This window comes from Erythrobacter sp. HA7-11, from assembly GCF_055693605.1.
This window is the reverse complement of the sequence record NZ_JBVFUF010000002.1, coordinates 1,080,315-1,100,951: the sequence shown is the minus strand read 5'-3', so window position 1 is coordinate 1,100,951 and position 20,637 is coordinate 1,080,315. Positions and strand designations below refer to the sequence as shown.

Sequence of the window (20,637 nt, the reverse complement as noted above, 5' to 3'; positions counted from 1 at the left end):
ATGCTTTAGCCGGATGTAGCGTTCCTACGCCCTGCGGCAAGCCCTGCTGGCGCACGTTTGACGCGCAAATCTGGCAATATCCGGCCAGTTTCGCGCAATCGTGCTGAATTACCGTCCGATCAGCTTTGCAGCCAGCCGGTCGGCCACCACATCAGACGTGTCTCCAGTTTGATCGCTCTCCTGCCAGATTTGCTCCAAGCGCGTGGGGATTTGAGCAATGCGTTTGCGCACGTCGTTGAGGTCAGCCACAACGCCGTCGCGCCGCGCCAGATATTCGAGCGCAACTGAGATGATGCCGCCGGCATTGATAACATAGTCAGGCGCGTAGAGAATATCCCGTCCAGCGAGAACCGTTCCGTGCTCCGGGCGCGCCAATTGGTTATTCGCGCCGCCTGCGACGATCGCACAGTCGAGCCGCGCAATGCCCTCATCATCCAAGATCGCGCCGAGCGCATTAGGGCTAAACACGTCACATGGCGTGCTCATGATGGTTTCAGCGTCCACCGCCTTGCCGCCCAATTCGCTGGCCAGCGCCTTGGCGCGCTCCGCATTGATGTCTGCCACAGTCAGCTTAGCGCCGTCCTTGGCGAGCAATTTCGCCACTCCGCCACCGACACTTCCTGTACCTTGAACCGCAACGTGGACACCATCGACGCTGTCCTTGCCAAGCTTGTGGCGAACAGCAGCCTTAATACCGTGATAGATGCCCATCGCGGTGAATGGCCCCGGATCACCGCCAGCATCGCCTTCGCCTTCGACAGGAAGGCCGGAGACATGCTTGGTCCGTTTCGACATGGTGACCATGTCGGCTTCCGTGATGCCGACATCTGCAGCGGTCACATAGCGCCCGCCCAGCCCTTCGACAGCATCGGCGAAGGCGGTGAGCATTTCGGGCGTTTTAGTGCGGTTCTTGTCCGCGAGGATCACAGCTTTGCCGCCACCCAGCGGCAGGCCTGCCATCGCATTCTTGTAGCTCATGCCGCGGCTGAGGCGCAGCGCATCGCGCAAGCCATCTTTCGGATCGGGATAATGCCACACGCGCGTTCCGCCTGCGCCCGGCCCCAAATGCATCGAATGGACCGCAATAATCGCTGCAAGCCCGCTTTCGCGATCATGCACGACATGCACGAATTCGTGATCGTCAAAATCCGGTTCGGTCCAGAAAGCAGTCATCGGCCACGCAGCTCCATTTTCGGCGCAGCCTTTAGCACGCGATTGGACCACTTCATGATCGGGAGAAATGGGGCGATCGAGGGGTCTCGAACCCCCGACCTCCGGTACCACAAACCGGCGCTCTAACCAACTGAGCTACGATCGCCACATGCATCCCCCAACGCACCATTCGGTCCATGCGTTAGCTGCGCAAGGGAGGCCTGTTACGCCTGCTGGCCAGCGGGTCAAGGCTGGCTGCGAGCGGGGCGAGCCTGTTGCACAAACCGCAGGGTAAGGGAAGCAAAAACTGCGTGATATTGAAGTATGCGCAAGATTATTTCGCACTTGTCACTCGGCTTTAGTCGCGCGACATTGGACCATGATGGGGTCGGGCGAATCTTCGGCGGAAAAACTGCAATCGCATCCAGCGATCCAAAGACTGCCGAGCGACAAACTTGAACTGTTCCGATTGCGCGAGTTTCTGACGCCAGACCATTGCGCAGATCTGATCGCGCTGATCGACAAGGATCGTCGTCCTTCCACTATCGCAGACAGCAATGGCGACGACTATTTCCGCACCAGCGAAACCTGCGATCTTAGTGCGGACGAACCAGCGGTGAAACGATTTGAAGCTCTGATCCAGAGTTTAAACGGCATTGATCCTGCCTATGGCGAGCCGCTCCAAGGGCAGCGTTATAATGTGGGACAAGAGTTCAAGCCGCACACCGACTACTTCACGCCCGGCGGCGTGGATTATGACAAATTCTGTTCGGTCGCGGGACAGCGCACATGGACCTTTATGGTCTATCTCAACGTGGTTGAAGCAGGCGGTGGGACGCGTTTCAAAGCGATCAAGAAGATCTTTCGCCCGGAGATTGGCAAGCTTGTATCGTGGAACAATCGACGCGCGGACGGCAGCGTTAACCCGGCGACAGTGCATCATGGTATGAAGGTGCGCAAAGGCGTGAAATATGTGATCACCAAGTGGTATCGCGAAAAGCCCTGGGGATGGATATGACCGAGCAAGCAGAACTGCCGACACGAATGACATCCAGCGGCACCAGACAAGTTCTCACCGTCAGCCGGTCTGACGCCCACAATTTTTCGAAACAGCCATGCGATGCAATCACAATAATCGCTGGTGTAGGGGTGGAAGGTGACGCGCATTCGGGCGAAAAGGTCCAGCATCTTTCGCGGGTCAGAGTCGATCCTGAGCAACCCAATTTGCGACAGGTGCACCTCATCCACTCAGAACTTTTCGACGAACTGGCAGAAAAGGGATTTCACCTCAAACCCGGCGAACTTGGCGAAAACATCACGACACGCGGGGTCGACCTACTTTCGCTCGGACGCGGCACTCTGCTCAGGATCAGTAAGGGGGCGGTTCTGGAAGTGACCGGCCTCAGAAACCCATGCGCGCAAATCGAGGCCTTCCGACCAGGGCTGCTCAAAGAGGTAGCGGTCAAATCCGATGAAGGCATCGTTCGAAAGGCCGGGATCATGACAATCGCTCGCGAAGGCGGGCGAGTTGCGGCGCGTGACGAGATTACGATCGTTCCACCAAAGGGCCCGCACATCCCCTTGGACCGGGTATGAAACAAAAAAGGCGGCCCTACCGGACCGCCATCTTTGAACGTCGCAAAAGCGAGTGCGCTTATTTTTTGAGCGAAAGCCCGCCGAAGCGCTTGTTGAACGCAGCCACACGTCCACCTTCCTGAACCTGACGGTTGCCGCCGGTCCATGCCGGGTGGCTGGTCGGGTCAATGTCAAGCGACAGAGTGTCGCCTTCGCTGCCCCAGGTTGAGCGCGTTTGAAACTCAGTACCATCGGTCATCTTGACCGTGATCATGTGGTAATCGGGATGCCCTTCGGCTTTCATATCAAATTCCTTTTGAGCGTGAGCCGGTACCGACCGGCCTTGCTATGATTTCGGAGAAGGCGCGCGTTTAGCGCGCTGGGTTTAAAATGCAAGCCTAGAAGTAAAAGCGGGTCTCGGTTGGGGCGCGACTGCAAGGGCGACTGCCCGTCCGCAGCGACGCGGCCTTCAGGTCGCGTGAGCGAGGAAATCGCAGCGCGGATGCGCTACACACCTATGAGGGTGCATCCGCCATCATTGCTGTGAATTCGCACTGGCAGGTCACTTTGCCCTCGACGCTCGCCTTGCCCGCAAACTTATAAGCGCGGCTACCCTTTTTCAGGAATTCGACCTCCAGGTCGAGCAAGCACCCCGGTGTCACCGGCGCACGGAACTTCGCGTTCTCGATGCCCATGAAAATCACGAGCTTTCCAGAATCAGCCAAATTCATCGTTTCAATGCCGAGGATTCCTGCAGCCTGCGCCAACGCTTCGATCTGCAGCACGCCAGGCATAATAGGAGCGCCCGGGAAATGACCCTGGAAAAACTCTTCATTCATGCTCACGGCTTTCACCGCATGAATGCGCTCGCCCAAGTCGATTGAGCGCACGCGATCGACGAGCAACAGCGGGTAGCGATGCGGCAGAGCTTTGAGCACTTTGTGAATGTCATAATCCACATTCCGCTCTGACGAGCCGGTCTGTTCCGTTTCGTCACTCATAGCTCTGCCCCCTCGTTTCTAGTTGCCTGCGCGTCTTAGCGGCCCGTGGGCGCTTGCGGAGTTGGCTGCTGTTGCTGCTGCTGAGCTGCCTGTTGCTGCTGGATTGCCTGCGCGGTCAGTAGCACCTGCTGGATCTGTTGGAACAGCGCCACGGAATTGCGCTGCGGCTGCCATCCTTGTGCCGGCACAACCTGCACACTTGCGACCTTGGCGTTGAGCGCAGCGGTTACTTTCTGTGTGATGTCAGCACCTTGTGGCGCATAGACAATGGCTTCTGGCGAAACAATCATCTGGATCGAATTGGCCTGCACAACCTCTTGCAACGCGGTCGGATACTGCGCGAGGATTTGTTCGACAGCGTAGACACGCGCACCGTCAATCTGCGCACTCAATTGCTGAATTTCACGATCGATGGTCTGGATTTGCGTCAGCTGTGTCGAACCATTGGCCGCTTGCTGTTCTGCCTGACTCAATTCACCATTATTGTCCGTGTCGAGTTGCTGCAGTAGCGTTTGGCGCTCCTGACCTTTGGCGCGGCGCGTATCGATCTGCGAACGATAGGTGGTCGTGATCTGCTGATAGGCGTTTTGGAATGCGGTGGTTCCGATAACAACACTTGGCGTATCAATCGTTGCGATATTGCCCTGCACCTGGGCGGTGGCAGGCGCAGCAATCGCGGTGGTTAAAGCGATGCTCGCAAGCGCGAGCGATTTGGCAAAAAGTTTCATTAGAACTGAGTTCCTACATTGAATGAGAATGTTTTGGTGTCGTCACCTTCGACCGTGCGCAATGCATGTGCGAGGTCGATGCGGAACGGGCCGAATGGCGAGTTCCAGTTTACCCCGATGCCGACTGTCACACGCGGACTTGCGGAGTCGCCGAGGAAAATTTCTTCAAATGCGCCAGGATTTCGCACGTTTGCTGTGCCATCCGGAGCGGTTGCGTCATCGGTGGGGTTACCGGCAGCGTCGATGAATGGGGCAATGTTCGTCAACACAGGCGTTGTCACATTCCAGAGAGCGCCGACATCCACGAACACCGATGGACGCAGACCAAGCTCACGCGCGCCTGTGCCGAGCGGAATTTCAAGCTCTGCACGGCCAAGGTAATAATTTCTGCCACCAATCGCGTCATCCTGGATTTGATCACGTTCCAAGATCGGATTGCCTTCACCGTCAAACCCACGGCGAAGCACACGCGGACCTACGCCGCGAATATCGAAGCCGCGAATTTGTGGTTCACCCAGGAAGAAACGGTCGGTCAAGCGAACATCGTCGATGCCCACTCCCGCGCGATCCTCGAACGGAATGATCGTTCCGCCTTCTGCCGAAAGCGAGAAGATAAAGCCGCTACCGATGTTAAAGAATTGCGCGCCTGAGCCGCGGAAGCGAAGGTAGCGCACGTCGCCGCCTAGGCCAGCAAATTCCGTCGAGAAGTTCACCCTCGCACCAGCGGTTGGCCGCAAACGAGAATTCAGCGTGCTGTAATTGAGGCTCACGCCGAGGATCGAGCTAAGCCGCTCACCCAAAGCGTCACATAGGAACCGGCCCGCGCGCAGCGGATCGCAGGTATCTTCAGGACTGTTGCCCGGGATGCCGTCGCCATTTGTATCGGTGAAGAAAATCCCGCGATCCAGATCAACGTCATCGTAATTGAGCGTGTAGCTCGCGACGAGGGACGTAAACTCGGTCAGCGGAACGCCGCCACGGATGGCAAAGCCGGTGGTCGCCTGTTCAAAGGTCCTGTTGCGATCTCGGCCATTGAAGTTGAAGCTATTGAAATCGCGCCGATAAATGTCGATGCCGGCAGAGATATTTCGGTCGAACACATACGGGTCGGAGAAGCTCAGCTGCGCCGAACGCGAGAAGCGAGAGAAGTTGAGGTTCAAACCAACCGTCTGACCGCGTCCGCGGAAGTTACGCTGACGGATCGAACCAGACAGAATGAAACTCTCAATCGAAGAGAAACCGGTACCGAGAATTGCAATTCGCCGGTGGGCTGCTCTTCCACGTTGGCCTCGAGGATGATCCGGTCTGGCTGGCTGCCTTCAACCTGATTGACCTCAAAGTTCTCCTGGAAGTAGCCAAGCGAAGCAATCCGCGCGGTGGTCCGCTGAACGCCAAGCGAGTTAAAGGCATCGCCTTCGCTGATACGGAATTCACGGCGGATAACCTTGTCCTGAGTCAGCGTGTTGCCATTGATATCAACCCGCTCAACATAAACGCGCGGCGCCTGACGCAGCACGAAATTGATGTTCATCTGCAGGTTATCTTTGTCGCGGCGGAATTCCGGTTGCACATCGGCAAAGGCATAACCGAACGATCCGGCGAGATCGGAGAGTTGTTCGACCGTGTCTTCAACCGACTTTGCGTTGTAGAAATCGCCCGATTTCATCGGCAGGCGCGCGGCCAACGCATCGCCATCAAAATCGCGGATCTGGCTTTCCACCTCGACATCGCCAAAGCGATAGCGCTCGCCCTCTTCAACCACATAGGTGATGATGAAGTCGCGCTTGTCAGGCGTCAGTTCGGCAACAGCAGATACCACGCGGAAATCGGCATAGCCTTCCGTCAGGTAAAACTGACGCAGCTTCTGCTGGTCAAATGCCAGACGGTCAGGGTCATAGCTGGTGTTTGAGCTGAAGAAGCGCGTAATCCGCGATTCCTTGGTGACCATCTCACCGCGCAGCTCGCCATCGGAAAACTCTTCGTTACCGATGATGTTGATCTTTCGGACCTTGGACTTTGGCCCTTCGCTGATCTCGAATACGATATCGACGCGGTTCTGCGGCAGGGTGACCATCTTTGGTTCGACGGTCGCCGCAAAGCGGCCTTGCCGCTTATAGAGTTCAATAATCCGGGCAACGTCGGCGCGCACTTTCGAACGGGTAAAAATCTGACGCGGAGACAGCTTGATCTCAGGCAGGATCTTGTCGTTCTTGATTCGGTCATTGCCTTCGAGAACGATCCGGTTGATCACCGGGTTTTCTGTGACCGTAATGACGACATTGCCGTTGTCATTACGGATTTGTGCGCCGCCCGCGAACAACTCGGTCGCACCCAGGTCCTTAATCGCCTGGTCGGCTGCGACACTGGTGTATTCCTGACCAACGCGCAAACGGATGTAGCTAAGGATCGTTGTCGGCTCGAGCCGTTCGGCCCCGACAACCGTGATGCTGCGGATCGTTTGCGTGGCTGGTGCGGGCGGCGGTGCGGGTTCTGCTTGTGCAGGCTGCTGCGCCGCGGTTGCATCATCTGTCTCTTGCGCGAGCGCGACGTGCGGCAACCCAGCAAGCGCGCTGGTGCACAGAAGTGCGATAGAGAGCCGCCCGGCTGACTTAACAGACACGGCGTGTGCCTCGTTGCTTCGATTCATGAAGTAAGTGTTCCCGTCTAACCAGTCGTTCAATCACGCACGCCTGCCCGGGGCGCAATCTCATTAGGCTGTTTCCTCACAGGCCCTGCCTGTGCCCGATGCCGCCTGAGCAATCAAGCGGGCGAACCCGCCAATTGCCGTTCAATGGCTCCCTTTCCCCGACTAACTGCCGAAGATCGGCAGCGAGACCAAATCGTTGAAGGTCACGACCACCATGAACAGCAATACGAAAGCTATTCCGCCGCGATAGGCGTATTCGGTCGCGCGAGGGCCAACAGGCTTTCTACGGACCGCTTCAGCGGCATAGAAAGCCAAGTGACCACCATCGAGCGCAGGGATTGGCAAGAAGTTGATGAATGCCAAATTAAGCGAGATCAGCGCGACGAAGTTGATGAAGTCAACCGTGCCTTTACTGAGTTGTTCGCCCGAATATTTGGCGATCTTGATCGGTCCACCCAACTCTTTGATCGAGCGCTCGCCCGTGATGATCTGCTTAATCCCAGTCACCATCATCTTGGTGATTTCCCAGCATTGGTTCGCGGCCAGCGGGATAGACTGCAAAACGCCCACGTCTCGAAAGACATATTCCGCATCAAGCGGAGAGACGCCGATAAGGCCAACTTTGCCTGAATTGCCGAATTCATCGGTCTGATCGACACTCGCGATAGTGACTGGAAATTCGAGGGTGCCCTCGCCCTCGCGCTCAACCTCGATCACAACCGATTTATTGGGATAGAGCGCGATCTGTTTGCGGATGTCATCGAAGTCGGATATCTCCTCGCCGTCGATCTCGACAATTGTATCGCCAATCATGAGGCCGGCATCTTGCGCCGCCGATTCTTCAGAAAACGCGCCGATTTCACGCGTATCGACATCGCTTATGATTGTCGGTTTGCCATAGATCGTGAAGAACGCGGCAAAAATTGCGACGGCCACGAAAAGGTTAGTGACCGGCCCCGCCGCAACGATCAGCGCGCGCTTCCAAAGCGCAGCGTTCTGAAAGCTGCCATCATCGACGGTCCCGCTCGGCGCGTTGGGATCGGGAATGCTCGCCGGGTCCATATCACCCTTGAACTGGACATAACCGCCCAGCGGCAGTGCCGAGAGCTTCCAGCGCGTGCCGTGCTTATCCGTGCGCCCGAACAGCTCTTTGCCAAAGCCGACCGAAAAAGCCTCTGCCTTCACGCCGAACCAGCGGCCAACGAGATAGTGGCCAAGCTCGTGAACAGTCACCAACGGGCCGAGCAACAGCACGAAGCCGATGAAATACATCCAAAAAGGTGGCGATTCAAACACTCTCGAGGCTCTCCAACACAGCGCTAGCGTGCGCCCGCGCTTCGGCATCGACGATGAGAACATCGTCGAGTGTGCGCGGTGTGGCGACGCTATAGAGATTTAGGACATCCTCGACCACTAGGGCAATCCGGGTGAACCCAATCTGACCAGCCAGGAAAGCGGCAACCGCCACCTCATTCGCGGCGTTCAGCGTCGCAGGAGCACTCGCCCCCGCCTGAATGGCTTCGCGCGCCAGCCGGGTCGCGGGAAATCGCGCTTCATCCGGCTTGAAGAAGGTCAGCTCGCCAATCGCCGGCAAATCAAGCGACTCCATCGGCGTTTCCATCCGCTTGGGGTGCGCGAGGCACGAGGCAATCGGCACGCGCATATCCGAAGGGCCAAGCTGCGCGAGCGTCGAGCGATCCTTATACTCGACCATCGAGTGAATGACGCTCTGTGGGTGCACCACGATGCCAAGATGATCGAGACCGACCGGGAAGAGATGGTGCGCCTCGATGAACTCAAGCCCCTTGTTCATCATCGTCGCGCTATCGACGCTGATCTTCGCGCCCATATCCCAGTTGGGGTGCGCGACCGCTTGTTCGGGGGTTGCCGCATCGAGTTGAGCCTGCGTCCATTCACGGAACGGTCCGCCGCTCGCTGTCAGTGTGATGCGCGCCACATCGGCAATGTCGCTCCCGGCAAGACATTGGAAAATCGCGTTGTGCTCGGAATCGACCGGCAGCAACGTCGCGCCGTGCTTCGCAACCGCTGCCGTCATGACGTCACCGGCGGAAACGAGCGCTTCCTTGTTGGCAAGAGCGACTGTGCCGCCGCGCTCAATCGTCGCCATCACCGGGGCAAGGCCTGCGCAGCCGACAATCGCCGCGACGGTCAGATCGACCGGGCGTGCGGAGGCTTCGCACAGAGCCTCGGCTCCGCCAGTTGCCTCGATCCCGCTGCCCGAAAGCGCGCTGCGCAAATCGTCAAGGCAACTCTCGTCGCCGACAACCGCCACCTTTGCACCGAATTCGCGTGCGAGCGCCGCCAGCTCTTCCGCCGAGCAATTCGCGGTCAGCGCTTCGACCTGCCAATCCTCGCGGTTGCGGCGGATCAGATCGAGCGTCGATGCTCCGACCGATCCGGTCGCTCCCAAGATGGTAATCGAGCGCGCCATCCTGCCTTAACCCAAGAAGATGCGCGTAATGGCGAGAACGAAAAACACCGCGATAAAGCCGTCGAGCCGGTCGAAAACGCCACCATGCCCAGGGATCAGCGTGCCCGAATCTTTCACCCCTGCGCGGCGCTTCATCCAGCTTTCAAAAAAGTCGCCAGCTTGAGCAATCACAGCAATCACAACGCCTGCGATGATTGGGCCGATAAGGCTCGCGAGACTGAACCCATCGCTCACGACCGGGCCGAAATGCGGCTGTTCGGGATACGAAAGCTGCACGCCAATTGCTACCACACTCGCCGCAAGCGCGCCCCCACCTAAGCCAGCCCAGGTTTTGGAAGGACTGAGCTTGGGTGCGATTTTCGGGCCGCCAATCGCGCGTCCGGCGAAATAGGCCCCAACGTCAACCGCGATCACCGGTAGGATAAACCCGACAAGCATAAATACCGGGACATAACTTTGTCGCACTTCGACCATCGCCAATGCAGCGCCGCCGACATATAACGCGCCGAAGAACATCCACATGACTTCGGTTAGCGGCGAGCCTGCGAACGCCTTGATCAGTCTGTTCCATTCCCACAGCACGAGACCTGCAAGCAGCGCCACGAAGGCTACCCAGAACCAGCCGCCCAGCCACAGAGCAAACGCCGCGACCGTAACCATGACGAGCGCAGAAGCGAGCCGTACCGGCAAATCTGCATTTTTCGACTTCGGCGCTGTTACTGGCGCCGTCTGATCACCGTCCACCAAATCGCCGCTCCCTTTTGGCGAAATTATCCAATGCCTCTTGCAAATGCTCGGGCTTGAAATCCGGCCAAAGCGTATCGACAAAAAGCATCTCGGCATAGGCCGATTGCCACAGCAAGAAGTTCGACAGCCGCACTTCGCCGCTGGTGCGTATGAGCAGATCGAGCGGCGGCAGGTCGGCAGTGTCGAGATGCGCCGCTATAGCCTCTGGCGTCACATCTCCGATTGCGGCCGCTTTCGCTGCGGCGCGCGCAATCTCGTTCTGCGAGCCGTAATTGAGTGCAACCGCGAGCGTGTTCGAGCCTTTGGAGGTTTGCTCCAGCGCATCTTCGAGCATCGCGACGATATCAGGCGCAAGTCCCTGCCAATCGCCGATGATCTTCAGCCGCACGTCATTGACAATAAACTCGGGCAGGTCTGATTTGATGAACTTGCGCATCAGGTTCATCAGGTCATCGACCTCTTCGTCGGGCCGCTTCCAGTTTTCCGATGAAAAGGCGTAAAGCGTCAGGCAATCTAGGCCCATGCTCTCAACGCTACGCACCAGCTTGCGCACCGCCTCGACCCCGCGCTGATGCCCGACAGCACGCGGCAGCGCGCGCTTTTTCGCCCAGCGGCCATTGCCATCCATGATAATGGCGACATGCCGCGCGCGATTTGACTGAGACGCCATGTCTGCCGCAGCCCGCCCTTATTGGGTCAGGATCTCCTGCACCTTTTTCTCAACCGCGTTGTCGGTTTCGGTGACGTAATTGTCGGTCAGCTTCTGGACTTCATCCTCCAGCCGCTTGCGGTCGTCCTCGGATATATCCTTCGACTTTTCGTCAGCTTTCAGGCTCTCGTTCGCATCGCGGCGGACATTGCGGATCGCAATCTTGGCCTTCTCGCCATATTCGCCCGCGAGCTTGGCGAGTTCCTTGCGGCGTTCTTCGTTGAGGTCCGGCATTGGCAAACGCACGTTTTGACCATCGGTCATCGGGTTAAGACCGAGATTGGCCTTGCTGATGCCCTTCTCGACAGCCGAGACATTGCTCTTGTCCCACACCTGTACGCTCAACATGCGCGGCTCCGGCGCAGAGACGGTCGCGACCTGGTTGAGCGGCATCATTGAACCGTACACCTCGACCACCACGGGATCGAGCAGGCTGGTGTTCGCACGGCCTGTGCGCAGACCGCTCAAATCACTTTTGAGCGATTCCACCGCACCATTCATCCGGCGCTCGATATCGGCCTTGTCATATTGAGCCATCGGTCACTTATCCTTTTTGTACTATCGTCTGCGTGCCTTTGCCCGAAAGGACGGTGGCCACATTGCCTTTTTCTCGGATCGAAAACACCACTATCGGAATGTCGTTCTCACGGCAAAGCGCAACGGCGGTGGCGTCCATAACCTTCAAATTGTCGGACAGCACCTGATCATAAGAGATCGTATCGAAACGGGTCGCATCCGGGTTGTGCTTGGGATCGCAGTCATAGACCCCGTCAACGCTCGTGCCCTTCATCAGCGCATCGCAATTCATCTCGTACCGCGCGCAGGGCAGCGCCGGTGTCGGTGGTGAAGAAAGGGTTGCCAGTACCTGCGGCGAAGATGACGATCCGGCCCTTTTGCAGGTGCCGTTCTGCCCGCCTGCGAATGTAAGGCTCGCACACGCTGCTCATCGGGATGGCGGATTGCACGCGGGTCTGGACGCCCGCCTGCTCCAACGCGTTTTGCATCGCGAGTGCGTTCATCACCGTCGCGAGCATGCCCATATAATCGCCGGTCGTACGGTCGAGCCCTTTGGCAGCGCCCGCAACCCCGCGGAAAATGTTGCCGCCGCCAATGACGAGGCAGACTTCAAGCCCGCTGTCTTTGGCTGCTTTCACCTCTTCAGCGAGCCGCGCAACATAGGCCGGATCAATGCCGTATTCCTGCTCTCCCATCAGAACCTCGCCTGACAATTTCAGGAGGACGCGCTTGATTTCGGGAAGTGCCATGTTCGACAAGTCTTTCGCTGGATAATTCGCTGCGCTGCCCTTATCGCTCGGCGTTGGCGCTGCCAAGGGGAATAGCGGTGGATAAGGGGATGCGATGATCCGCAAAGCTATGATTGCCGGGCTGCTCATTGCTCTGTTGGTCGCCGCTAAGGCTTGGCATGACACCATGCGCGCGCCCGTGGTTCAGCGGCATATGGTCGAGAGCGCAGACCTCCCCGCTGACGCCCCGCCCGTCACGATTGTCTTACTGGCGGACATTCATGTCGCCGGACCGGATATGCCGCCAACGCGGCTTGCCCGGATCGTCAAACAAGTAAACGCGCTAGAGCCGGACGTTGTCATGATCTCAGGCGATCTGGTGAGCGAGAAACGCACCGCCACGCACGTCTATGAGCCGGACGAGATCGTCGCGCCGCTCGCCAAACTGGATGCGCCGCTGGGGACCGTGTTCGTGCCGGGCAATCATGACCATTGGTCTGACTGGCCTGCGCTCAAGAAAGAACTGACGGCGATCCCGAATATGACCGTGTTAGAGAATGACGCGGTGCAGCTTGGGCCGCTGGCCATCGGCGGGATTGATGACGACTTCACTGGTCGGGCAGATTTGCAGGCGACCTTTGCCGCGCAGCGTGCGCTTGATGGTGTGAGAGTTACGCTTACGCATAGCCCCGATGTGTTTCCGCAGGTGCCGGTCGATACCGTGCTCGTGCTCGCAGGGCATACCCATTGCGGGCAGATCGCCTATCCATGGGGCGGCTCGCCTGCGACCATGTCAGACTATGGCGAGAAATATGCTTGTGGTGTCGTCAGCCAGCACGGCAAGACATTGATCACCAGCGCGGGGATCGGGACGAGCCTGCTTCCCCTGCGACTGTTTACCCAGCCCGAGATATGGATTGTGGCGGTGAGGAGCGCGGGGGCGCAGCGTTAGCTCAGGAAGCAACCCCGAATCCTGCGTTCCACACGAGCGCAGACAATCCGATCCATGTCGTGAACATTACCGCATAGGTCCAACGGCGTGGCCACAGCTTGACGACCAGCGACGTCGCAGCAGCGGTGCCAGCTAATGCGATGAGCGCGGCATGCGCGACTCCCACGCCTTCGCCCGTGATCGCAGCTCCGATTGCTAGGCTCGCCCATTGCGCGGGCAAAAGCACTAGCAGCCATCGCGGAATGGCCCCTGGCTCTGCCGATGCGGCAGCAAGAATTGCGCCCTCGCCCGCGACGATCGCCAATGCGATCCACCAGCCTTTGTAACCAGACGATGTTCTGAAAAGTACGCCGCGCGCGGCGAAACTGAGGCTGGCGATTAGAAACGCCCCTGCGGTCTGCACCGGATGCAGCACGCCTTGGGTAGCGACCCAATTTACAATCAGGACAAGCACCATTCCGGCAAACATCGCCGCGCCTATGCCGAACCATATTCGACCGGTGATTGCAGCTACAATCATGCCGCTACCCATCAGCGCGACCGCCAGAAGCGGGGCGATCAATTGCGCAAGCGATGATTGGCCAGCAGCATTCGCAAGCAAGACAATCATCATTGCGGGCATGGCAAAGCCTGTCAGCGCAGCAACGATCCAAGCTGGCGTTTGCCAATCCATCCGCCTTCGATTTTGAGCAGGAGCCATCGCACACACACTGGTTAAAGTGCACCGGATTGTCGAGACGCAATTGCAGTCGGGCGATCTCATCAGCGTATCACCGGCTCACGCGCCGTGACTTCCGGTGTCGCTCCTCCCTTTGACCGGAGGCACCCCATTGCAAACCAACTTGCGACCCGGATTGCTGGGGCGTTCGCACAAGCGAAAGCGACGACGGAGGGGGATGATCGCCTCCCGCGTTAACTGGTGATGTGATGAACCCCTTAAAAGGGCGTCAGACCTTTGTTTTATCACGTTAAAACGAAAAGCCACCGGCCCTCTAGGAGCCAGTGGCTGAACGAATCCAAAACGGATTTGAAAGTTTGTTAGGCGTGAACCTTGGCTTAGCCTCCGACGGCAGCCGCCACTTCAGCAGCAAAGTCGCTTTCTTCGACTTCGATGCCTTCGCCCAGCTGGAAGCGGACATAGTCGGTCAGCGTGACTGAGCCGCCATTGTCTTTGCCGAACTTCGCAACGGTGTCCTCGACCGAAGTCTTGTTATCCATCACGAACATCTGGCTGAGCAGAGCGTTCTCTTTCGCGAACTTCTTGATCGCGCCTTCGACCATCTTTTCCTGGACTTGCTCGGGCTTGCCGCTTTCGGCTGCCTTCTCAGCAGCGATCGAACGCTCACGCTCGATCAAAGCCGGATCGAGGCCGTCTGCGTTAAGAGCCTGCGGGAACATCGAAGCGATGTGCATGGCAAGCTGCTTGCCGAATGGCTCGAGCACGTCTGCGCCAAGGTCGCTTTCAAGAGCAACCAGCACGCCGATCTTGCCAAGACCGTCAGCTGCCGCGTTGTGGACGTAGGAAACGACCGCACCGCTGCCGACCGTCACTGTCTTCATACGGCGGATCTGCTGGTTCTCACCAATAGTCGCGACATTGTCGGTCAGCTTGTCAGCGACCGTGCCGCCATCGGGGTAGTCAGCCGACTTCAAAGCTTCGACATCGTCGCTGCCCAGCGAAAGCGCGACCTGAGTGGTCTTGCGCACGAAGTCCTGAAACTTGTCGTTCTTGGCGACGAAGTCGGTTTCAGAGTTCACTTCAACAGCAACGCCCTTGGGGCCTTCAACGGCCACACCGACGAGACCTTCAGCAGCCGTACGGCTCGACTTCTTCTGTGCGGTCGCAAGACCCTTGGCGCGCAGTGCGTCAACAGCCGCTTCGATATCGCCGCCGGCTTCGGTCAGCGCTTTTTTCGCATCCATCATGCCTGCGCCGGTTTTCTCGCGCAGGGTCTTCACATCGGCGACGGTGAAATCAGCCATGGGAATTTCCTTTTCAAATAATTCTGGGGCGCCGGGGTCCAATTGGGGGAATGCCCGGCGCAATTATCAATGAATGTGACGCGCGCAACTGGCACGCGCGTCGAACAATTCAGCGTTTAGGCAGTCGCTTCGACCGGTGGTTGTTCCATCGAGCCAATGTCGCCCGAGTCTACAACCGCGCCGCCGCGACCCGCTGCCGCTGCATCGCCGATCGCCTGACAATAAAGGCGCACAGCGCGGCTGGCGTCGTCATTGCCCGGAACAGGGAAAGCGATGCCGGTCGGATCGGTGTTGGTGTCGAGCACCGCAATTACCGGAATGCCGAGCACAGCTGCTTCCTTGATGGCGAGGTCTTCCTTGTTCGCGTCGATCACGAACATCACGTCAGGAATGCCGCCCATATCGCGGATACCGCCAAGCGACATTTCAAGCTTGTCGCGCTTGCGAGTGAGCTGCAGAACTTCTTTCTTGGTGAAACCGCCGGTGTCGCCCGAAAGCTGTTCCTCAAGCGACTTCAATTCCTTGATCGAACCGCTGATCGTCTTCCAGTTGGTCAGCATGCCGCCGAGCCAACGGTGATTGACGAAGTGCTGGCCGCAAGCGCGGGCGATTTCAGCCACTGGCTCCTGCGCCTGACGCTTCGTGCCGACGAACAGAACCTTGCCGCCTGCGCGGGTGGTCTGCTCAACGAAATCGAGCGCGCGTGCGAACAAAGGCACGGTTTGTGACAAGTCAATGATGTGAACACCGTTGCGCGCGCCGAAGATATACGGCTTCATACGCGGGTTCCAACGGTGGGTCTGGTGGCCGAAGTGTGCGCCGGCCTCAATCAATTGCTGCATTGTGACGGTGGTGGCCGCCATAGGTAATTCCTTTCCGGTTCGTCCTCTGGAAAGCATGGAACCGCTTGCGGAGTGTCCCGCGGGCGGCACCGGTATGTTGCGCCTTCCATGTGAATTTCGCCGAGAGAGCCGTGCCGATTCGCATCGCTTCTCTCCGCGATGGCGCGGCCATTAGCGCCCCTTGGACACAAAATCTAGTGCAAACCGCTGGTGTTGGAACACAAGTGGAACAAAATGCTTGACCCCGCGGAACACTTGGTGAACAAGTGCATCAGAACAAACGTGGAACAGGAACCGACGTAACGATTTTCCGTTCCAATCCGTAATAATGCGTAAGCATAAGGTATTTGAGTTATGATCGCTTTTGTTTTGACCGCTCTGTTCGCGACCGTGATTTTTGCGGTTGGCGCATCTCTGATCGACAGCGCATTGCGTTGGAGCAATGCGTTCAAGGCAATTTCGCGTGAACGCGCTCTAGCAGATTCCGGCTTCGTGCCGATGGTCGATGCGTGCGAATTGCGTCTGCGGCCTGTGATTGTGACCCACCGTGGCGGAACGAGCCGCGCTTTTGCGAGGCGCCTGCCCCGCCCTACTGGCTCTCAAGCGACTGACGCCGCCGCCGCTTGATCCGGCCATATTTGAACAGAGCGTAAGGCATCAAGGCGATATAGCCGACGCTGATTGTGGTTAGCAGCCACCATGGTTCGAGCAGCAAAGCCGCAAAGGCGAGCGCTGCAAATACGATAACTCCAAGACGAATGCCGCGGCGTGGTCTTAGCGATCCCCAGCTAAGCGTCGCCATGTTGGAAATCATGAAGAACGCCATGAACGCCACCCATATGGCGACCATCAGCGGCTCACGAAATGCCTCATTCCCTGTCTCCATCCAGAGATAGAACGGCAGGAAAGCAAGCCCCGCCCCCACCGGAGCAGGCACCCCGGTTAAAAAGCCCGCTGATTTATGCGGCTGATCATCGACATCGATCTGCGCGTTGAAGCGTGCAAGACGAACCGCGCAGCAGATCGCAAAGGCAAGGGCCGCAAACCAGCCGAAGCGCGGCAAGTCCTGCAAGGCCCAGAGGTACAAAATAATCGCGGGAGCCATGCCGAAGGACAGCGAGTCCGCAAGGCTGTCCAGTTCAGCACCGAACCGCGACTGCGCGTTCAGGAGCCGCGCTATGCGTCCGTCGATCCCATCAAGCACGCCAGCGAGCACAACAGCGAGAATAGCCAGCGCCCATTCCTCCGCTATGGCAAAGCGAATACCCGTTAGACCAGCGCATAGCGCCGCAGCGGTAATCGCATTGGGCAGCATCGCCCGAAGCGTCAGACCCTTTCTGTCAAGCGGCGCGCGATCGCGCTCGTCATCCTCTGCAGCTTTTGGCCCGACGCGTTTTTCGCTCACTGCGAAATGCCCTCGAGCAGTTTCTGCGTGCCGATTTCCGCCAAGACCGTCTCACCAGCGATGACACGTTGACCGAGAAGTACCTTGGGTGACGTGCCAGCTGGAAGATACACATCAACGCGGCTGCCAAAACGGATCAGGCCGACGCGCTGCCCCTTAGCAACCGTGTCTCCCGGCTTCACGAACGGAATGATCCGCCGTGCGACCAGTCCAGCGATCTGGGTAAAGCCTATCATCACGCCGTCACCGCGATCGACCAGAATATGCTGACGCTCATTCTCTTCACTCGCCTTGTCGAGATCGGCATTCATGAACTTGCCGGGGATGTAGACCAACCGCCTGATCGCACCTGCAATCGGCGAGCGATTGATGTGCACGTCAAACACACTCATGAAGATAGACACACGAGTGACCGAGCCGTCGGGCAATCCGGGGGTGCCAGAGCCATCGTCAATGGTCAGCTCCGCTGGAGGCTCGCATTCAGTAATCAGCGAAACCAAGCCGTCGGCAGGCGCGATGATCGCATCGTCAGCTTGCGGCACGACCCGCTCCGGATCGCGAAAGAATGCAAACACGCCGCCCGACAAAGCGAGCAGCGGCCAGCCGATGATCTCCCAATCGAGCAGCAGCAGGAACACAAGGCTGATCGCGATGGCGATAACGCCAAATTTGCGACCTTCGGGGTGGATCGGCGGCCAGCTCCAGCTGACATCGCCGCGACCTTCATTGTCAAGAATTTCTCCGGGCATAGGCCGCCACTTAGGCACTGCGGTCGCGGCTCGCAAGCGATCTGGCACGCTTTGCCGCCGATAAAGTCAGCGGCGGTCAGCCGGCGCGCAGCGGCGAAAATTGCGCTAAACGCCCGCCCGCATTCACTCTTTAGTGATATGTTTACCGTAAATCTGCCCGCGCATGACGAACGAACAATCAACCGGAATCTCGGGTACAATCACCCGCCGCTGGACCAGCGAAGCACCAATCTTTGCCATTGGTCTGTCGCTGATGGCGCTTTGCATCGGACTGTTGCTCAGTCAGGGCGTACCGCCCAGTTTTATTGGCATATGGGTCAATATACGCCTGTTTGCGCTGTTTCTGATCGTGATTGCGGCATTCGACAGCACGCGGCAATTGTTCAAGCATCGCCCGGATAGCCCGGTCGATTTCCTGAAGGCGCGCTACTCATCGCCGGAGTTCAAGCGAGCCGTTGTCGCAGGCCTTCCGCTGCTTGGCGTAGCGATCGTGCTGTTGCCGTTCTTTTCCAAGATGAAGGCGGCAATTCCGCTGTTCAACGACTACACCTGGGACGACACTTTCGTTGCATGGGATCGCGCGATCTTCTTTGGGTATGACGCTTGGGAGGTCCTCCAGCCGGTGCTGGGCTTCCCGATTGTTACCGCGTTCCTCGCCCTGCTCTATCAGCTATGGTTTCTGCTTCTCTATCCCGGCGTACTCTACTTCGCTTTTGCCAATGTCGATAGCCCGCTGCGCCGCCAATTCTTCCTGTCCTATGTGCTAAGCTGGACGCTGGTTGGCGGGGCGATGGCTACATGGCTCGCCTCGGTCGGCCCGTGCTTTGTTGGGCCGCTACTCGGCGACCCGCGTTTCGATGAGCAAATGGCGTATCTCAAGGCCGCAAACGAACAGTTTCCGATCATGGTCCTGACAGTACAGGAAATGTTGCTGGAGCGCTTCGCCACTGCCGACAATGGCCTAGGCAGCGGTATCACGGCAATGCCCAGCATGCATGTCGCGATCGCGTTTCTCTATTGGCTCGCCATGCGGCAGATTTCTCCGCGCGCGGCCCTATTCTTCGGGGCGTTTTTCGCAATCACCTGGATCAGCAGCGTCCACCTCGCCTACCATTATGCGGTCGACGGGCTTGTCTCAGTGGTTGCGGTCGCAGCGATCTGGTGGGTAGCGCAGCGGATCATCGCCGCGTGGGATGCGTTCCTGGAAAATCGCGGTCAGGCGGCTTTGCGCACGAACACCGTCCCAGCCGAATAGCCCGCGCCAAAGCTGCAAATCAGGCCCGTGTCACCTTCGACCATATCTTCGCTGTGCAGGTGGAAGGCGATGATCGAACCCGCGCTTGATGTGTTGCCATAGGTGTCGAGCACGGTCGGGCTCTCATCCTCATTCGCTTCGTGACCCAGCACTTTCTGCGCGATCAGACGGTTCATCCCGGCATTGGCCTGATGCAACCACATACGGCGAAGCTCGGTTGGCTCAACATCGAGGCGTTCGGCTTCGTCGAGGATCATCTGTGCGACCATCGGCACGACTTCCTTGAAGACCTTGCGCCCTTCCTGGACGAAGAGCTTGTCGGCTTCGCCCGCGCTTTCGGGATGCGCACGGTTGAGGAAGCCGAAATTGTTGCGGATGTTGTTTGAGAACACGGTTTTCAGCTTGGTACCAAGAATGTCCCAATGCTGCTCAGGCGCGATGGCCGCATCTTCGACCAGCACAGCGGTCGCCACGTCACCGAAGATGAAGTGGCTGTCGCGGTCGCGCCAATTGAGATGGCCCGAGGTGATCTCCGGGCTGACCACCAGCACGCTCTTGGCATTGCCTGCGCTGACATAATCTGCTGCGGTCTGGATGCCGAAGGTGGCCGAGGAGCACGCGACATTCATGTCAAAGCCGAAGCCTTCGATGCCGAGCGCTTCCTGTATTTCGATCGCCATCGCCGGATAGGCGCGCTGCATGTTCGACGCCGCGCACAGCACCGCATCGACGTCTTCGGGTTTGCGCCCCGCCCGTTCCAAGGCCTCGCGCGCGGCGATCACGCCGATCTCAGCCATGATCGAAAGCTCGTCATTGCCTCGCTCGTCCCAGCGCGGCGACATCACCGCTGGATCGAGGATCGGCTCTTTCGCCATCACATGGCGTGCCTTGATCCCGCTCGCCTTCTCGATGAATTCAACCGAGCTGTAGGTCAGCGCCTCAGCCTCGCCTGCGGCAATCGCATCGGCATGTTCGGCATTGTGACGGTCGACGAAGGCGTTGAAGCTTTCGACCAGCTCTGCATTAGTGATCGATTGTTCGGGGGTGAACAGGCCGGTGGCCGAGATGACGGGGCGCTGCGTGAGCATTTCTGGGAAGGTGTTCATGCCCTCGCAATTAAGCCTCTGCCCGGAGCGGGGCAAGGCTCTATTGCGCGACTTCAACACCTGCCCTGCGCGGCGATCAGAACCCTATTG

At 58.3% G+C, this 20,637-nt stretch carries 20 protein-coding genes, 1 tRNA gene and 2 pseudogenes; 5 read left to right on the top strand and 18 right to left on the bottom strand.

Going from position 1 to position 20,637, the window contains the following annotated elements:
- Positions 1–108: 108 nt before the first annotated feature.
- Entirely contained in the window at positions 109–1,173 is a 1,065-nt protein-coding gene (locus ACZ1GU_RS05735; RefSeq protein WP_472647103.1) for a Leu/Phe/Val dehydrogenase, read from the bottom strand.
- Positions 1,174–1,241: 68 nt separating this feature from the next.
- A tRNA-His gene (locus ACZ1GU_RS05730) sits at positions 1,242–1,318 on the bottom strand.
- 213 nt (positions 1,319–1,531) lie between these two features.
- On the opposite strand from ACZ1GU_RS05730, the gene ACZ1GU_RS05725 reads away from it, so the two are divergent.
- Complete coding sequence (locus ACZ1GU_RS05725) at positions 1,532–2,170, top strand: prolyl hydroxylase family protein (RefSeq protein WP_472647102.1); 639 nt, start codon at positions 1,532–1,534, stop codon at positions 2,168–2,170.
- Complete coding sequence (locus ACZ1GU_RS05720) at positions 2,167–2,748, top strand: MOSC domain-containing protein (protein ID WP_472647101.1); 582 nt, start codon at positions 2,167–2,169, stop codon at positions 2,746–2,748. The genes ACZ1GU_RS05725 and ACZ1GU_RS05720 overlap by 4 nt, the downstream gene beginning before the upstream one ends.
- Before the next feature lie 58 nt (positions 2,749–2,806).
- On the opposite strand, the gene rpmE is transcribed toward ACZ1GU_RS05720, so the two are convergent.
- The 10 genes and pseudogenes from rpmE to pyrH form a co-directional block, all read right to left on the bottom strand.
- A complete protein-coding gene (gene rpmE, locus ACZ1GU_RS05715; RefSeq protein WP_472647100.1) occupies positions 2,807–3,031 on the bottom strand; it encodes a 50S ribosomal protein L31 in 225 nt (74 codons plus the stop codon).
- A gap of 211 nt (positions 3,032–3,242) precedes the next feature.
- On the bottom strand, positions 3,243–3,728 hold the full coding sequence (gene fabZ, locus ACZ1GU_RS05710) for a 3-hydroxyacyl-ACP dehydratase FabZ (protein WP_472647099.1): 486 nt from the start codon (positions 3,726–3,728) through the stop codon (positions 3,243–3,245).
- A gap of 35 nt (positions 3,729–3,763) precedes the next feature.
- A complete protein-coding gene (locus ACZ1GU_RS05705; protein ID WP_472647098.1) occupies positions 3,764–4,456 on the bottom strand; it encodes an OmpH/Skp family outer membrane protein in 693 nt (230 codons plus the stop codon).
- Positions 4,456–7,103: pseudogene (gene bamA / locus ACZ1GU_RS05700) on the bottom strand (outer membrane protein assembly factor BamA). The gene ACZ1GU_RS05705 and the pseudogene bamA overlap by 1 nt, the downstream one beginning before the upstream one ends.
- 162 nt (positions 7,104–7,265) lie before the next feature.
- Positions 7,266–8,375: an RIP metalloprotease RseP gene (rseP, locus tag ACZ1GU_RS05695; RefSeq protein WP_472648720.1), complete on the bottom strand. Its 1,110-nt coding sequence runs from the start codon at positions 8,373–8,375 to the stop codon at positions 7,266–7,268.
- 16 nt (positions 8,376–8,391) lie between these two features.
- Positions 8,392–9,555 (bottom strand): 1-deoxy-D-xylulose-5-phosphate reductoisomerase, encoded by a 1,164-nt coding sequence (gene dxr / locus ACZ1GU_RS05690; protein WP_472647097.1) that lies wholly within the window; start codon positions 9,553–9,555, stop codon positions 8,392–8,394.
- Between the two features lie 6 nt (positions 9,556–9,561).
- Positions 9,562–10,299 (bottom strand): phosphatidate cytidylyltransferase, encoded by a 738-nt coding sequence (locus ACZ1GU_RS05685; RefSeq protein WP_472647096.1) that lies wholly within the window; start codon positions 10,297–10,299, stop codon positions 9,562–9,564.
- Entirely contained in the window at positions 10,289–10,972 is a 684-nt protein-coding gene (uppS, locus tag ACZ1GU_RS05680; protein ID WP_472647095.1) for a polyprenyl diphosphate synthase, read from the bottom strand. Before uppS ends, ACZ1GU_RS05685 begins: the two co-directional genes overlap by 11 nt.
- Positions 10,973–10,990: 18 nt before the next feature.
- On the bottom strand, positions 10,991–11,548 hold the full coding sequence (gene frr, locus ACZ1GU_RS05675; protein WP_472647094.1) for a ribosome recycling factor: 558 nt from the start codon (positions 11,546–11,548) through the stop codon (positions 10,991–10,993).
- A gap of 7 nt (positions 11,549–11,555) precedes the next feature.
- A pseudogene (pyrH, locus tag ACZ1GU_RS05670) lies at positions 11,556–12,276 on the bottom strand (UMP kinase).
- Between the two features lie 94 nt (positions 12,277–12,370).
- Here pyrH and ACZ1GU_RS05665 point away from each other — a divergent pair.
- Positions 12,371–13,207: a metallophosphoesterase gene (locus ACZ1GU_RS05665; RefSeq protein WP_472647093.1), complete on the top strand. Its 837-nt coding sequence runs from the start codon at positions 12,371–12,373 to the stop codon at positions 13,205–13,207.
- A gap of 1 nt (position 13,208) precedes the next feature.
- Here ACZ1GU_RS05665 and ACZ1GU_RS05660 read toward each other — a convergent pair whose 3' ends face one another.
- The 3 genes from ACZ1GU_RS05660 to rpsB all read right to left on the bottom strand — a co-directional run bounded on the left by ACZ1GU_RS05660 (position 13,209) and on the right by rpsB (position 16,053).
- A complete protein-coding gene (locus tag ACZ1GU_RS05660) occupies positions 13,209–13,880 on the bottom strand; it encodes a hypothetical protein (protein ID WP_472647092.1) in 672 nt (223 codons plus the stop codon).
- A 383-nt stretch (positions 13,881–14,263) separates the two neighbouring features.
- Positions 14,264–15,190 carry a translation elongation factor Ts gene (gene tsf / locus ACZ1GU_RS05655; protein ID WP_472647091.1) on the bottom strand — a complete coding sequence of 309 codons (927 nt, stop codon included), beginning with the start codon at positions 15,188–15,190 and terminating at the stop codon, positions 14,264–14,266.
- A gap of 116 nt (positions 15,191–15,306) precedes the next feature.
- Complete coding sequence (gene rpsB / locus ACZ1GU_RS05650; RefSeq protein ID WP_472647090.1) at positions 15,307–16,053, bottom strand: 30S ribosomal protein S2; 747 nt, start codon at positions 16,051–16,053, stop codon at positions 15,307–15,309.
- 333 nt (positions 16,054–16,386) lie between these two features.
- Here rpsB and ACZ1GU_RS05645 point away from each other — a divergent pair, with 333 nt between their 5' ends.
- Positions 16,387–16,659 (top strand): hypothetical protein, encoded by a 273-nt coding sequence (locus ACZ1GU_RS05645; protein ID WP_472647089.1) that lies wholly within the window; start codon positions 16,387–16,389, stop codon positions 16,657–16,659.
- On the opposite strand, the gene ACZ1GU_RS05640 is transcribed toward ACZ1GU_RS05645, so the two are convergent.
- Positions 16,622–17,437 (bottom strand): CDP-alcohol phosphatidyltransferase family protein, encoded by an 816-nt coding sequence (locus ACZ1GU_RS05640; protein ID WP_472647088.1) that lies wholly within the window; start codon positions 17,435–17,437, stop codon positions 16,622–16,624. The two genes, ACZ1GU_RS05645 and ACZ1GU_RS05640, sit on opposite strands and share 38 nt — an antisense overlap.
- Positions 17,434–18,186: a phosphatidylserine decarboxylase gene (locus ACZ1GU_RS05635; protein WP_472647087.1), complete on the bottom strand. Its 753-nt coding sequence runs from the start codon at positions 18,184–18,186 to the stop codon at positions 17,434–17,436. The genes ACZ1GU_RS05640 and ACZ1GU_RS05635 overlap by 4 nt, the downstream gene beginning before the upstream one ends.
- A gap of 163 nt (positions 18,187–18,349) precedes the next feature.
- Here ACZ1GU_RS05635 and ACZ1GU_RS05630 point away from each other — a divergent pair, with 163 nt between their 5' ends.
- Positions 18,350–19,441, top strand: a complete 1,092-nt coding sequence (locus ACZ1GU_RS05630; RefSeq protein ID WP_472647086.1) for a phosphatase PAP2 family protein — start codon at positions 18,350–18,352, stop codon at positions 19,439–19,441.
- Here ACZ1GU_RS05630 and ACZ1GU_RS05625 read toward each other — a convergent pair.
- On the bottom strand, positions 19,402–20,547 hold the full coding sequence (locus ACZ1GU_RS05625; RefSeq protein ID WP_472647085.1) for a beta-ketoacyl-ACP synthase III: 1,146 nt from the start codon (positions 20,545–20,547) through the stop codon (positions 19,402–19,404). The genes ACZ1GU_RS05630 and ACZ1GU_RS05625 overlap by 40 nt on opposite strands.
- Between the last annotated feature and the right edge of the window lie 90 nt (positions 20,548–20,637).